At 61.7% G+C, this 14471-nt stretch carries 10 protein-coding genes and 4 pseudogenes; 9 read left to right on the top strand and 5 right to left on the bottom strand.

Annotated features, from left to right (window positions below; translation table 11 throughout):
* Nucleotides 1-282, top strand: a 282-nt coding sequence (locus tag Q8K08_RS22025) for a hypothetical protein (RefSeq protein ID WP_370870578.1), incomplete at its 5' end; no start/stop codon positions are given.
* 73 nt (nucleotides 283-355) lie between these two features.
* Nucleotides 356-1678 carry a hypothetical protein gene (locus Q8K08_RS21790; RefSeq protein WP_305251692.1) on the top strand — a complete coding sequence of 441 codons (1323 nt, stop codon included), beginning with the start codon at nucleotides 356-358 and terminating at the stop codon, nucleotides 1676-1678.
* A gap of 93 nt (nucleotides 1679-1771) precedes the next feature.
* Here the strand turns inward: Q8K08_RS21790 and Q8K08_RS21785 are convergent, their stop codons facing one another.
* Nucleotides 1772-2038 (bottom strand): nuclear transport factor 2 family protein, encoded by a 267-nt coding sequence (locus Q8K08_RS21785; protein ID WP_305251691.1) that lies wholly within the window; start codon nucleotides 2036-2038, stop codon nucleotides 1772-1774.
* Nucleotides 2013-2084 carry a hypothetical protein gene (locus Q8K08_RS22020; protein WP_370870579.1) on the bottom strand — a complete coding sequence of 24 codons (72 nt, stop codon included), beginning with the start codon at nucleotides 2082-2084 and terminating at the stop codon, nucleotides 2013-2015. Before Q8K08_RS22020 ends, Q8K08_RS21785 begins: the two co-directional genes overlap by 26 nt.
* 294 nt (nucleotides 2085-2378) lie before the next feature.
* Between Q8K08_RS22020 and Q8K08_RS21780 the strand changes: the two genes are divergently transcribed.
* The 7 genes and pseudogenes from Q8K08_RS21780 to Q8K08_RS21750 all read left to right on the top strand — a co-directional run bounded on the left by Q8K08_RS21780 (nucleotide 2379) and on the right by Q8K08_RS21750 (nucleotide 7974).
* Nucleotides 2379-2711, top strand: a complete 333-nt coding sequence (locus Q8K08_RS21780; RefSeq protein WP_304801866.1) for a GYD domain-containing protein — start codon at nucleotides 2379-2381, stop codon at nucleotides 2709-2711.
* A gap of 2 nt (nucleotides 2712-2713) precedes the next feature.
* A complete protein-coding gene (locus Q8K08_RS21775; protein ID WP_305251690.1) occupies nucleotides 2714-3481 on the top strand; it encodes a hypothetical protein in 768 nt (255 codons plus the stop codon).
* 12 nt (nucleotides 3482-3493) lie between these two features.
* Nucleotides 3494-4054, top strand: a pseudogene (locus Q8K08_RS21770) (FAD:protein FMN transferase); the annotation flags it as partial.
* 2 nt (nucleotides 4055-4056) lie between these two features.
* Nucleotides 4057-5937 carry a heavy metal translocating P-type ATPase gene (locus Q8K08_RS21765; protein ID WP_305251689.1) on the top strand — a complete coding sequence of 627 codons (1881 nt, stop codon included), beginning with the start codon at nucleotides 4057-4059 and terminating at the stop codon, nucleotides 5935-5937.
* A pseudogene (locus Q8K08_RS21760) lies at nucleotides 5934-6221 on the top strand (VIT1/CCC1 transporter family protein); the annotation flags it as partial. The gene Q8K08_RS21765 and the pseudogene Q8K08_RS21760, both read left to right, overlap by 4 nt.
* Nucleotides 6218-6379: pseudogene (locus Q8K08_RS21755) on the top strand (DUF6441 family protein); the annotation flags it as partial. The pseudogenes Q8K08_RS21760 and Q8K08_RS21755, both read left to right, overlap by 4 nt.
* Before the next feature lie 88 nt (nucleotides 6380-6467).
* Nucleotides 6468-7974, top strand: a pseudogene (locus Q8K08_RS21750) (IS3 family transposase).
* Nucleotides 7975-8396: 422 nt separating this feature from the next.
* Here Q8K08_RS21750 and Q8K08_RS21745 read toward each other — a convergent pair.
* The 3 genes from Q8K08_RS21745 to Q8K08_RS21735 all read right to left on the bottom strand — a co-directional run bounded on the left by Q8K08_RS21745 (nucleotide 8397) and on the right by Q8K08_RS21735 (nucleotide 14444).
* Nucleotides 8397-11765, bottom strand: coding sequence for a YhaN family protein (locus tag Q8K08_RS21745; RefSeq protein ID WP_305251688.1), 3369 nt, complete (start codon nucleotides 11763-11765; stop codon nucleotides 8397-8399).
* Entirely contained in the window at nucleotides 11765-13018 is a 1254-nt protein-coding gene (locus tag Q8K08_RS21740) for a DNA repair exonuclease (RefSeq protein WP_304800783.1), read from the bottom strand. The genes Q8K08_RS21745 and Q8K08_RS21740 overlap by 1 nt, the downstream gene beginning before the upstream one ends.
* Before the next feature lie 415 nt (nucleotides 13019-13433).
* Nucleotides 13434-14444 carry a YeiH family protein gene (locus Q8K08_RS21735; RefSeq protein ID WP_305251687.1) on the bottom strand — a complete coding sequence of 337 codons (1011 nt, stop codon included), beginning with the start codon at nucleotides 14442-14444 and terminating at the stop codon, nucleotides 13434-13436.
* Nucleotides 14445-14471 lie beyond the last annotated feature (27 nt).

The following is a 14471-nucleotide window of genomic DNA, read 5'->3' as shown; positions in this document are numbered from 1 at the left end:
TTCCTTGATCCGGGCCTTCTCGGCACTGGTCGGTCCCGGCCGCTCGCCGCCATCACGTTGGGCCTGACGAACCCAATCGCGAAGACTGTCTGGCGAACAGCCCAATTTGCTGGCGATCGCAGCATGCGCTGCTGCGTCGCTTCGATATTCGTCGCGGTGCTCCGCAACAAGCCGCACCGCACGTTCGCGCTTCGTCGGGAAAACAGTCCCCCGGACTGTTTTCTGATCCTCCTTAGTCAGGTGAATACGGCTTCGGGGTTTTCTTTCGATTCTGTTCCATGATGGGCAATTCTCCGAGAGTTTTGCCCTCCGGTAAACACGGGGCGGTTCAGTCCAGGTTGCCAACTTGCGCCGGATGCTTGGGGCTGGGGCCATCGTGACCGTGCCCGGGCGTGGCTTGCACTTCGGATTGGAGGTCGCGCCGGAAACGGCACATCTGGCCCTGCCGGAACGGCCTTCAGTCGTCGTTCTGCCGTTTTCAAACCTCGGTGGCGACGCGGAATTAGACTGGTTGGCAGACGGATTTGTTGAGGACATCACGACCGAGCTTTCCCGTTTCCGCGATCTCTTTGTGGTCGCGCGCAACTCGGCCATCGTGTATCGCGACATGCCGCGCGACCTGCGCATGATCGCGCGCGAACTTGGAGTACGCTATGTCGTCGAGGGCAGCGTACGTGCGAGCCCCGATCATGTGCGGGTGACAGCACAATTGATCGACGCGACCACTGGAGGCCATGTCTGGGCAGAGAACTTCGACCGCGATCTTGCGGGCCATTTCGAAACGCAGGCGCGCGTAGCCCGAGCGATCGTGACCTGCCTCGCACCGCAGATCGATCGGGCCGAGGCGACACGGATCAAGAGTGACCCGCCCGACGATCTAACTGCGCATGGTATGGCATTGCGCGGCTGGTCTCTGATCTCGACTCGGGAAATGTCTTATGATCGAGGTCCCCGTGACGTGGCTGCGGATCTGGCCCGGCAGGCGCTGACGCGCGATCCCGGTTCGGGACTGGCTTGGCGGGTTCTGGCATGGGTGTCGTGGTGGCACGCTTATCATGCGACAACAGAGACGGTGCCGGGGACGCTGGCCGACGGCATCGAAGCTGCCACACGGGCTATCGCTGCGGACCCGACCGATCACCACGCCCGGCGGCTGCGGGCGCTTTTGCATTTCATGAACCAAAATTCCAATGCCGGTCTGCCCGAATTGCGGCAGGCGCATGAGATGAACCCTAACTGTGCTGTGACTTTGGCTTGGCTGGGGCTCTATGAGGGCTTTCACGGTGACGCGGGAAAAGGCGTGCCGCTGGCCGAGGCGGCGCTCAGGCGCAGCCCGCGAGACCCCGCACGCGGGTCGCTGCTGGCGGCTCTGGGATTTGCGCATTTTGCGGTGCGCAACTATGCCGCTGCCGCTGATGCTGCCAAGGCGGCCCATGCCGAGGCTGCAGGCAGCGCCACACCGCTTATCCTTGCCACGATCGCCTGGGTCGGGGTTGGCCGGATCGACCGGGCGGCCGCGGCCTTTGACCAGGTCAGGGCCATTGCGCCAACACTGGTCGAGGCGCGGCTCGCTGGGGACTGGCTGACCTCGAACGCGGATTATCTTGCCCGGGCGCACATGTTCTTCCGCATCGCGGCCGGCCTCGTCCCGCCCGATGCTGCCGACGCCTTGCGCTAGCCGATTTCACGCTAACAAGGCAAAATGTCGAAAACTATAATAGTATCAGATCTTTGTGGGCGGACGGGACGGAAGACGTTGGATGCGTCCGGATCATCCAGCGGATCGCAGAAAGAACACCTTGGAGACGATCTGCCAGCGGCCCTCATGCCACAACAGCGTCAGCGTGTCGTCGTAATGCATGCCAAGCCAGATGTCTTCGACCTGAACCGTCGCCACGTCCCCGACCACCGAAATCGCATTGACGACATGCCACGGTGACAGGTCCGGTTCCTTGACGGCCGCCGCGACGATGCCGATGAAACCCTCACGGCTTTCCCATTCCAGCCCACCCTCAAAATTGCCCGATGCTGCAGGCATTCACATGCAGGGCAGCGCGGAGTTTTGCGGCATCGCCCTGGCACATGCCTTCGACGTAGGTTCTGACGACCTCGGCAATCTCGGTATAGGTCTATGCGTCTTGCATGTTGTATCGAACCCTTAGCCATTATTCATCCTGCACGAGAGCGGTGCGGGGCAGGAAGCCGGCGCGTGTAACGTGCCATCTGCCCCTTTGGCAAACAAGCGTTCCTGCACAAATACAAGGCAAATTTAGAACTTTTTAGCCGCTCTGATAGCCGGGGAACGGCGAGAGGCGCATGGTATTGCAGGCCGGGGCGGAGAATGACCCCTGCCACTAACGCAATCGGGAGGATACCACATGGCATTTTATCTCTATCAACTCAGCTATTCGAAAGAGGCGATCAAGGCGATGGTCGCAAGCCCGTCCGACCGCGAGGCGGCGGCCCGCAAGTTGATCGAGGCGCTTGGCGGCAAGCTACACCATCTGTTCTTTGCCTTTGGCGAGTATGATGTGATCTGTCTGGTCGAGGGGCCGGATGACAAGATGATGATGGCAGGCGCGGCGGCGGTTGCATCGGCGGGAACCATATCCCGCTCGTCGACCGTCAAGCTGATGACGGCAGCCGATGCGATGGCCGCGATGACCATGGCGGGCAAGGTGACCGGCGCCTATCAGCCACCGCAAGGCTGAACGTGTCCGCAGATATCGCGCCGGGGCCAGGCCCCTTAACAGCCTCGGGTGGTCACGACTGGATCACCCTTCACCGCCTGCGCTTTCCCGACGCGATATCTGTGCATGACCGGACGTTTCCACCGGTGTCGGGCGCCCTCGTCTGGCGGTTCTGTCCGCAGCACACGCCGGGAGAGCACGGGCTTGTCACGCTGACCTCGGACATCTGGGGCAGCCGTGCCGAGGCCGAGGCGATGCTCGACGATCCGGGCGCGGCGATGCCATGGCTTTCCGAGACCGCCAACGCCTGGCACTGCCTTGCCATCCCGGTCGCGCATCGCAGCCAGGTCAACTGGCGCGGTCATGTCGAGGACGGCACTGCGATCCGCCCCTCGGCAGCCGATCCCGGGGGCCCGCTTGTCGTCGTCACCACGGCGGGGTTCCTGTCGCGCGATGCCGACATGCTGCCCCGCATCCGGCTGTTCGTCGAAGGCGTGGCCGAGGTGATGGCGTGGTATGGCGCCTTGCCCTCGAACCTGCACAACGACGTGTTCAACGGTCCTGACGGGCGCGAGGGTTTTACCTGCTCGCTCTGGCGTTCGGACGAGGCGATGCGCGAAGCCGCCTATCACCACGGCCGCCACCGCGCCCGGATGGACGAAAGCCGCGCGGGGCTGATGTTCGACTACTCGTCCTTCACCCGCCTGCGCGCCCTGCGCAGCCATGGCGACTGGGACGGTAACCCGTTCGCCTCGACCTCTTTGAAAACAAGCGAGGAAACGACGCAATGAGCCTTCGGGCAGCGCGTGCGCAAAACGGCACCTGTCACGCTTGACCTGAACGGCATCGCCAAAGGCTACGGCGTGGACCGTCTGGCCGAGGTATTGCAGATGCATGGGAACCGCGCGGCCCTTGTCGGGATAGACGGCGAGCTACGCAGCTTCGGCCTGCGCCCGGACAGACAGGCCTGGACCATCGCAATCGAGGCACCCGACATCAGACGCCGGGCGCCCCTTTCAATGCTCGCGCTGCAAGATGCCGCTGTGGCGACCTCGGGCGATTATCGGCACTGGGCTAACGTGCAGGGCCGTCGCCTGTCACATACTATGGACCCTGCAAAGGGTGCGCCACTGCAATCCTCGCCCGCCTCGGTCACTGTCGTTGCTCCCAGTTGCGCCGAAGCAGATGCCTGGGCCACGGCGTTGATGGTCGCAGGGCCAACGAGCGGAGCGGAACTGGCCCAACGGAACGGGCTGGAGGCCCTGTTCGTTTTGCATGACAATGCCGATGGTTTGCAAACCCAAGGGGTCGGCCACCTTTTTCGCACCATATCCGAGGCAATGACCCCGGACACCAAGGGATAGCCATGGATCAGACACAGACAGATCGCCTGAAAACGCTGCTTCTTGCTGTTGCGCTTGCGGGCCTGATTGGGGGGCTGGCCCTGTCTTTCGTCGACAGGCCCGATTTGGCGTCGACAGTCTGGTTTGCCGGAGTCGCCCCTGTGCTGGCGGCTCTGGTGGTCGAGATCCTGCGCAGCCTGTTGCGCGGCGAAGTCGGACTGGACATCGTGGCGGCGCTGTCGATGACGGCGGCACTGACCTTTGGCGAGACGCTGGCAGCGGCGGTGGTTGCGCTGATGTATTCGGGCGGCACCTTTCTAGAAGGCTTTGCGGAAGGCCGCGCGAGGGCCGAGATGCGAAACCTGCTATCGCGCGTGCCGCGTACGGCCACCCGGCATCTGAACGGCGGGCTGGAGGAGGTGCCGCTGGACGACATTGCGCCGGGTGACCTGCTGCTGATCCGCCAAGGCGATGTGCTGCCAGTCGATGGCCATGTCACGTCCGCGGCGGCGTTTCTGGATACCTCAGCGTTGACTGGAGAGTCCCTGCCTGTCCGGCTGGAGCACGGATCCGACGCGATGAGCGGATCGACAAATGCTGGTGAAGCCTTTGATCTGACGGCCACGCATGAGGCAAAAGACAGCACCTATGCCGGGATTGTTCGGCTGGTTGAAGAGGCGCAGCGGTCAAAGGCCCCGATGGCCCGGCTGGCGGATCGCTGGTCGCTGGGGTTTCTGGCGGTCACGGTCGCCATTGCCTTTGCGGCATGGTGGTTCACGGGTGATCCGATCCGTGCGGTGGCTGTGCTAGTTGTGGCAACACCTTGCCCGCTGATCCTTGCCGTTCCGGTTGCGCTGGTGGCGGGCCTGTCGCGGGCGGCGCAATTTGGGGTTCTGGTGAAAGGGGCAAAACCGTTAGAGGCGATGGCTCGTATCCACACGCTGATCCTGGACAAGACCGGAACACTGACCGACGGGCGGCCGCAGATCGTGTCCATCGACACCGCGTGTGACATGACGCCCGATGACATCCTGCGGTTTGCAGCAGCGCTGGATCAGGCGTCCAAGCACCCGGTTGCGCAAGCCATTGTTGCTGCGGCCAAAGCGCGGGGGCTGACCTTGCCAGTCCCTTTGGATGTCGCGGAAACCCCCGGCGAAGGGGTGATCGGCTGGATTGACGCGCTGCAGGTCATTGTCGGCGGCGATGGGTTCGTGGCGGGGCAAGTTGGAAAAGCGTCGGGCGATCACCCCGAACTGGCCGCCGGGTCGCTGATGGTCGCCGTGGCGGTGGATGGCCGGTTGGCCGGGCATCTCGTAATGGCTGACCCTCTACGCGCAGGCGCCGCTGCGATGCTGATGCGCCTGCGCGCGCAGGGGATCGCCCGAATCTTGCTGGCCACCGGTGACCGGATGGAGGTTGCCCAACGCATCACGCAGGGTCTTGGGCTGGATGGCATCCACGCCGGACTGACCCCGGATGGCAAGGTGGATCTGGTTCTGGCCGAGCGTCAGACCGGCCCGGTGATGATGGTGGGCGACGGTGTGAATGATGCCCCTGCACTGGCTGTTGCCGATGTGGGCGTGGCGATGGGTGCGCGCGGGGCCGCGGCCAGTGCCGAAGCCGCCGACGTCGTTCTGCTGGTCGACCGCGTGGACCGTATCGCACCGGGGATCGAGATCGCCCGGCGCGCCCGCCATATTGCATTGCAAAGCGTCGTTGTCGGGATCGGCCTGTCCGTGCTGGGCATGATTGCGGCAGCTTTCGGCTATTTGTCACCCGTTCAAGGCGCGCTGTTTCAAGAATTCATCGACGTTGCCGTCATCCTGAATGCTCTGCGCGCACTGCGCATTTCCCCTGCTGGCATAGACACCCCGCGAGCATCCCCTGAAGGAGCCACAGCATGAGCCGCCTCTTCCATTCCGAAACCCATATTGTGCATCGCATCGGCTGGTTGCGCGCCGCTGTCCTCGGGGCAAATGACGGCATCGTATCGACAGCCAGTCTTGTTGTCGGCGTTGCCGCCGCAGGCAGCGGTCGGCCTGAAGTGCTGATTGCCGGTCTCGCCGGTCTTGTGGCAGGGGCGATGTCGATGGCCGCAGGCGAATATGTTTCGGTCAGTTCGCAAACCGATGCCGAAACCGCCGATCTGGCCCGCGAGCGCAAGGAACTGGCCGAAACCCCCGAGGCAAGGGCCTGAAATCCGCCTGGCGCACACAGATCACCGGTGCGGGGCTGGGCACGCGCCTCGCCAACTCGATCCGCTCCGCCAGTTTTCCGAAGCCCGGCGAAAGCCTCAACGCGGCGGCGCTGGTTTGGTCGAACGCCCCGGTGATCATCGGCGCGCATGTGTCCGCCATCAGCGCCCATGGAACAGTTTAGCGTGATTGCATAGCGGAGGGTTTGCGGCTCATCTTTACCCCAGTTGGAGTTGAAGATGACGAAGAAACCCGTGACGACGAAGGCCCCTGCCGAGCAGGTCGTTAAAGACATACGGCGCGCGTACCGTTGCCCGGCAATCGATACGCAGTATCGATGAGAGGGGCGCAAGCTGCATTCCTCCGAGGAAAAGATCCGGATCGTGCTCGGCCTTCGTGGCGAAGACAGCATTGCCGAGCTGTGCCGCAAGGAAGGTGGAGGAGGGTCAGCAAACAGTCCGGGGGGCTGTTTGCCCGACGACGGCCCAAAGCCTGTATTACAGCTGGTCGAAGGAATTCCTCGAGGCTGGCAAGAAGCGGCTGGCCGGTGATACGGCCCGCCAGGTGAATACAGGCGAGGTGAAGGATCTGCGCGCCGAGGCTTTGGCATTGAAGGAACTGGTGGCCGATCTCAGCCTTGAAAACCGTCTGCTCAAAAAAAACATGACCGGGGCTGGGGGCGACCACGAATGAGGTATCCTGCCACTCAGGAGCTCGAGATCATCCGGCTGGTCGAGCAGTCGCATCTGCCTGTCCGGCGGACCCTGGCCAAGATCAGCATCCCACCCACTACGTTTTATCGATGGTATGACCGCTTCATCGAACATGGGCCCGAGGGGTTGGAAGATCGCTCTTCACGGCCTTCCCGCGTCTGGAACCGCATTCCGGAAGCGGTGCGGGCTCAGATCGTGGCCTTGGCGCTGGAAGAGCCGGAACTGTCGCCCCGCGAATTGGCGGTGCGGTTTACTGATCTGGAAAAGTATTTTGTATCAGAGGCTTCTGTGTATCGCCTGCTCAAATCCCATGACCTGATCACCAGCCCCGCTTATGTTTTCATCAAGGCCGCGAATGAGTTCAAAGACAAAACCACAGCACCAAACCAGATGTGGCAAACCGACTTCACCTACCTCAAGGTCATCGGCTGGGGCTGGTTCTATTTGTCCACGATCCTGGACGACTACTCGCGCTACGTCATCGGCTGGAAGCTCTGCGGCAATATGCGAGCCGAAGATGTCACCGATACGCTCGACATCGCCCTTGCCGCATCAGGCTGCGACAGTGCCAAGGTTCTGCACAAACCGCGCCTGCTCAGCGACAATGGCTCGTCCTACATTGCGGGGGATCTGGCCGAATACCTCGAGGACAAGGGCATGAAACATGTTCGCGGCGCGCCGATGCATCTGTTACCCGGTAGGCGATGCTTGCATCGCCGTAAGGGCCCAGACCCAGGACAAAATCCCCTCTCGCGGTTTGAAGACAAACCGCTGCCGGGCAACGGAACGATGGCACCAGACCCTCAAGAAACGCATCTTGCTGGAAAACTACTTCTTTGCAGGTGAACTTGAAGCCGCCATCGCCGCATTCATCGATCACTACAACAACCGCCGCTACCACGAGAGCATCGGCAACCTGACACCGGCTGACGTCTACTTCGGGCGCGGCGAAACCATCCTGGCCGAAAGGAGGCGCATCAAACAGAAGACAATCCAAAACCGCCGCTTGAACCACCAGTGTCAAGCAGCATAAAATGAAATCGGTGAGCCCGCACTCTCCGCTCCAAAATCAGGCCGCCTGTTCCAAATCATTCGACGACGGACAGTCAATAGAGTTTATCATTGTGATGTTCTGCTTGATCTGGCCATCGGTCGTGCCGTCACAAAAACCTTGGCACAGCATTCGACGCGGCGGGTCTTCGTCGCCTGCAAGATCGCGCGGAGCGGGCTTTTTCGCGCAATCAGAGGGCCGTGATTTCTGCTCGCTTTCTGGCGACTGCCAGAGGAGTGACGCTGTCTAGCCAACGGGCCACGCGGCGCAGACACTTTTACAACTGGTGGCCGGCGCAGCAGCGCATTTTCAGGATGAGCGGATGGCCATGATTGCGCAAAGCCCCGGTGCCAATTTTGCCAACGCACGGCAATCACACTCCGCGTTTTCCAAGTCAGATTTGTTTAGAGTTCCCTAAGGTCGACCAGCCTTGTGCCCGGACAGGCCGCGACCGCGATGTCGCAAAGGTGCTGATGGTGGGTCAGATAGATCACCTGCCCTTTGTGCGCCATGTCACCCAAAAGTCCAAAGGCCTGTTCGGCGCGAACGTCGTCGAAGGTTTCCATAATATCGTCTGCGATGAACGGCACGGGGGGGCGAGACTTTGCCAGCTCATGGTATCCGGCGATCCGAAGGGCAAGATACAGCTGAAACCGTGTGCCCTTTGACAGATCAGTTGCCAGTTTCGAGCCCCCTTTTGCGGGCAGAGCGACAAGAACTTCGCTTGTGCCTTCGGGTTGTGCCGCAAGCCCGGTATAGGCGCCGCCGCTGAGTTGGCGAAAAGCATCGGACGCGCGTGCCAGCATGGCGCTGCGATGACTGTCGCGATAGCGTCGCAGGCCCTGTTCAAACGCCATCAGCCCGAAACGCTGCGCCAGATGCGCTCGGGCCTGGTCTGCAAGTTCGTTCAAAAGGTTTGCCCTTTCGGCCACGATATGCGCAACCGCGTCGTCGCCGCCGACCGCATGAAGCAACCGCCGCGTCTCTGTCAGTTCGGTCAAGCGGGCTTCGGAACCTGCCCGCGCAAGGGTAAGCGCATCTTGCAGGCGGGTTGCGTTGGCCTCTAGCAGGCTTGCATCCTCCAAAGGTGCGGGATGTCGGGCCAGGTCAGCCTCCAGTTCGGCGATATCGCGCCGCAGACGGTTGGCGTGCAGGCAAGCAGACAGGTGATCGGACAGGCTTCCATCACCAGCCCATTCAAACCGGTTGCCGAGGGCTGTGCGCTTGGCTGCAAGCGAAACTTGCTTAGCCTGACTGACACCTTGAGCCTCAAGTTCACGCGCCAAATCCGCAAGAATTTGCGCGTGGTCACGTTCGGCCTGTTGTGCAGCGGTCAGGCGATCCCCAAGACTTGCCCAAGCCGTGGTCGCAGGCAATGAGAGCGCCACAAAGATGACGCCCGAGGCATCGAGAAAGCTGCGACTGTTGCTTTCCATTTTTGCCACGCGGTCAGCCAGTTCCGCGCGTTCGATCTCAAGCCGGGTCAGAGTGTCGAGTTCGTCAAGCAAGGCTGCAAGACCCATATCGTCCTCAGCCACCTCGGCCAAAGGCGTACCTGTGCTGGCGGTGGCCCAATCTTCGCGCCAGCTTTCCAAAGCCAGTTTCGCCGCGGTAAGGTCAGTAGTACGCTCGTTAAGGTCGGCGTTCAGGTCTGCCAATTGTTTTGCGGCGTCTTGCTGTTGGCTGACGGTATCCAGCCGTGCCAATGCTTCGGACCAAAGCGGGGGAAATCCGCGTTCTGGGGCCAGACTTAGCGCTTCGGCAAGATGGCCCGTTGCTGCGTCTAGTAGGGCATCTGCGCGGGACAGGGTTTCTTGCGCTTGGTCGCGGGTTGAAATTGCTATCAGCGCCTTTTCACGCAGCGACAGCCAGCCCTTCAGGTCAGCGATCCCCGCACCGTCCAGGCCAAGCTCCTTGGCGCATTCCGCCACTGCCCGCTTTAACGCCTGCCGTTCCGCTTGCTGTCTTTGAACCTCGGCGGTGGACCTGGCCACTTCATCGGTGATCTGGGCCAAGGCCAAGGCGCGTTCAGCGCCAAGCTTTGCTGCGGCGGTCGCTTCGGCCAGATGCAAGGTGATCCGGTCATCAAGCCGCAGCGCGGTTTCAAACGCTGCTGCGGTTTCGGGTGCAAGGCGGGCCAGATGCGCGGCCCATGCCGCCTCACGGTGTTGGCGCGCGTTTACGGCCTCGGTCAATGATGGTGCTGCGCCTACATACGCAGGCGCGCCCTTTTGCGCTGTTGCCAGATCGCCCTTGCAGCGTTCCAGTGCATCACAGGCATCGCGCAAGGTTCGGCCGGTGGTTTGATCGGCCACTTCCCAAGCGGTGATTTGCCAAGGGGCAGGCACGGCAAGGGTCACCAATTCCTGCGCGGTCCCACTCCAAGGGGTCAGCGGGATCATCGCTTCCGACACTTCGGCGTTGCGAAGGGCAAGGCCCTGTTCGGCGCGCATCTGTTGCACCTCGGGGTCGGTCTGGCGCAGGCGGGCGACAAGATGCGCGAGGCTTTGCAAATCTGCGGCAGGTGCGGGATCGCCCAGTTTTTCGCGCGCGGCGGCCAAACGGTTCTTGGCTTTGACAGCCTCAACTTGCGCGCGGCCAAGGGCCTGAAGCGTGACATCGCGCTTTGTGACCAATGCACGCAAACGCGCCATTGATGCAGGCGCGATGCTGTGGTGCGCCGCCGCATCGGCAAGCCCAAGCGTCTGCATCTGTCGCGCCAAATCCGCCACGACCTCGCCCAGCTTGTCCCGGCGTCTGGGCAGGTCGGCCAGTGCAGCAAGATGCAGCGGGTGTAGACCGGTCGCTTCGGAAATCTGGTCCGCCCAGGGCAAAATCGCGGCGTCGCGGAGCAGGTTCACCTTGCGACGATCAAGTTCGGCCAGCGTTTCAGCCCGTGTGGCGATTTGACTTGCAAGCCCTTGCAGAGCTAATTCGATCTCTTGCAGGGCGCGCGCATCGGCTTCGGTCGCCTCTGGCAAATCGGCCAGCGGTTCAACCTCGGCCTGTAGCCGCGCGAGCTTTGCCTGCTGCGGCAGAACCGCAAGCGCCGCCGCATTTGCCTTCAGGGCCGCATCGCAGTCGTTTTCGGACTGCCGCGCTGTGGCCCATGCTTTTTCGGCGGACGTCAGGTCGCGCTGCAACTTTTGCGCGGCAGTGGCCGTAATGTCCAACTCGCGCCGTTGTCTGTCCAGTTCGTGCAGCCGGTCTTTCGCCACCTTCAGTGTCGAATTGCGTGCCCGCAGCTTGTGGAAGGCATCAAGCTCTTTGCGGACGGCTTCCAGCTGCGGCCCAAGACCGGCAAGCCCGGCACTGGCTGAAAACAGCATCTCACCCAGATCACCACGGCTGGCAAGGATAGAGTCGCCACCCTGTTCCAGCGTGTCATCGTCAAGCGAGAACATCGCGGCATAGCCTTCGCGCCCAAGCCCTGCCAATGCCGCCTGCATCACCGCTTCGGGCAGTGTTTGGCCCGTGGCATCTTGCAAGGATGGCCCATTGCGCTTGACCCTCACCGCTTCAAGCACCCCGCCGGAATGGGTCAGGGTGGCCCCGATTTGCATGGTCGGACCAGCATGCAAAAAGTCGTAACGAGTTCTCACGGGGATGCCGTAAAGCAGGTCGAGCCAAGCTGAAAAAAGCGTAGATTTGCCAGCCTCGTTCGGGCCAAAAATCACGTGCAGATCGGGCGCGCCACCTGTCGGGGTAGGAAAATCCAGGCGCGCATCGGTGAAGCGGCCATAGCGCGTCAGGTCCAGCCGGTCGAGACGCATCAGGAGCCCTCGCCCATCGTCAGTCGCGGCAACAGTTGCGCCGTGCCTTCGGCCAGAAGGCTGGCGCAGTGTCGGCGCAGGGTGTCTTCGTCGTCGCCAAGCAGGTCGCGCAAATCGGGGGGCAAATCCTGCACAAGATCGCGCGCCAGATCGCCAAGTGCAGCCATCAATGCGGGATCGTTGGGTAAATCTGAGGTAACCATGGCCACAAGATCAGCCGGAAGCCGGGTTTCTGCCGTGCCGCCTCCTAAGGTCCGGTTTTCCAACTTGTCAATCCACAGGCCGTTGACCCCTTCAGCGCAGGCGACGGCCTCTTGTCGAAGTTGGTCAAGATCGCGGGCAATGCGAAAGGCCAATGATGTGTTGCCGGTCAGGTGCAGGCGCAGAACCAGATGTTCTTCGGGGCGTGCAGCCAAGCCCGCGGCGCGCAAAGAGCCCGTCAGAGCCGCGACGACCTGACCCCAATTCTCAACTCCCGTCAACTCTACCGTCAGCCTGTCAAACCTCAAGGCGGCGACGGGGCGTTCGTGCAGCGTCAGATGTCCGGCATCATCCAAGAGGCCAAGCGTGACCGACGCCGCCCCCGCCTCACCGATATCGCGGCCTTGTGGGATGCCGGGCATAACAACAACGGATCGCCCTGTGTAGTCGGCCCGTTTGTGGATATGGCCAAGCGCCCAATAGTCATAACCATGCGCATCCAGATCCCCGACGCTGCACGGCGCATAGACATCATGCCCTGCACTTCCGTTCAGACTGGTGTGCATCATCCCGATGTTGAAAGCACCTGGCAAAGGCGCCGGATACCGCGGCAGCAGGCTTTCAGGCACAGCACCTTCGGCAAAAGAGATGCCGTGAACGGCGATACTGTGGCCGCCCACCTCAAACCGTTCAGTACCCGGTTTGGTGCCGAAAACATGGCAAAGCGCCGGCGGTTCAAGCTCTTTGCTGACCTTGGATGCAGCGTCGTGATTGCCACGCAAGATAAAGCAGCGAATGCCGGCTTCGGACAACCGGACCAGTTCCTGCTTCAGAAAACGCGGGGTCTTGGCCGAGGTTTGCGACCCGTCCCACAGATCACCCGCAATCAGCAGCGCATCTACGCTTTCGGCCAAACACAGATCAACAATGCGCGTCAGGGCCGTGCGACTGGCAACGCCCACCTCGGCCGCAAGGTCGGGATCACGCAACGCCAAGGATACCAGCGGCGAGTCGAGATGCAAATCAGCGGTATGAACAAATCGAAACGCCACCTGTCGTAAATCCTAACCCACCCGGAATGCAGAAAATCTGTTGTTACTGATGGTTGCAGGCCGGTCGGGCAAAGGCAAGCCTCCGGTCATCCTCCCCAATGCTTGAGGGGTGCGTATACAGAATTCTCCCAGCAAGATGCCTGAAGAAAGTCTGATGACGATGACGAAATTTGAAAAACCCACATCTCTGCGATCCAGCGCCAATCTGAAGACGGCGGTCCCGTATCGCAGCCATGCCAAAAGCGTGGCATGAGCGACGGGTCAGCCTCCAGGTGGCGCAATGCATGGCGGGATAGACGGACAAAACCGCGCGCCTGAGGTCATCCAAAGGGTGTGCATTCCGTAACGGGATCAGGCACGCAACCAAGCCGCCTTACATACCGCTTTCAAAGGCTTGGAATGTTCGTTGAGCGCCTTATACAAAATCAACCATGCCGATGACCAGTGTCGCGAGCCCAAGCAAAACCAGTGTTTCGATGACCACCACCGCCAGATGCCCCCCGCCAACGGTGCTCAGGGCCTTGAGCGAGGTCTTGATGCCAAGCGCGGCGATGGCGACGATCAGACATGTGCGCGACAAGGTGTTTACGGGATCAATCGCCGACAGGGGCAGATCCACCACCGACCCCAGCACCACGAGCGCCAAAAACAACACCATGAACCATGGCAGCAGCGCTATGCGCCCCTGCGCACCACCATGCGGGCCAAGGCGCAGCGTCAAGGCGATGACGATCAGTACCACCGGCAGCATGGCCACCCGGAACAACTTGACCACGGTTGCGGTCTCGCCCGCAGCGTTCGACACCGAAAACCCCGCCCCCACCACCTGCGCCACATCATGGATCGTGGCACCAATCAGAAAGCCCTGCTGTCCTTCGGAAAACCCAAGTGCCTGAAACAGCACCGGGTAGACGACCATTGCGACGGTCGACAGCGCCGTCACTGCCATGACGGTAAACAGCGTGTTGCGTTCGGTCTTGTCATTCGGCGGGATCACGGCGGCAATCGCCAGCGCGGCAGAAGCGCCGCAAATGGCCACCGCCCCGCCGGTGATCAGGGCAAAGCGCCATTGCCGTCCCAGAAGCGGCGCAATCACAAAGCCCGAGGCAATGGTTGCCGCCACCAGACCCGCCAGCACCATGGCACCGTCAACCCCGATCCGGGCCAGATCGTCCAGCGCAATACGCACCCCCAAAAGGCCGACACCCAGCCGCAAAATGAATTTTGAGGCCAGATCGACCCCAGCACGGCAGGGGCCGTCGTCGTACAGAAAGTTGAAGGCCATGCCGATCAACAGCGCGAACAGCATAACCGGTGCGCCGTAATGCGTGCCCAGAAAGCTGGCCGCCGCCGCGACAGTGGCCGAAATCAACAGTCCCGGCGCGACTTGCGCGGCCTTGACCCGCCACATTGACAATACTGACATTCCTGCTCCGGTTCTCTACTTTTTATG

Source organism: Pseudotabrizicola sp. (genome assembly GCF_030684215.1).
In the GTDB taxonomy this organism is placed as follows: Bacteria; Pseudomonadota; Alphaproteobacteria; order Rhodobacterales; family Rhodobacteraceae; genus Pseudotabrizicola.
Note: the sequence above shows the minus strand (reverse complement) of the source record. Positions and strands in the feature narration are given on the sequence as shown.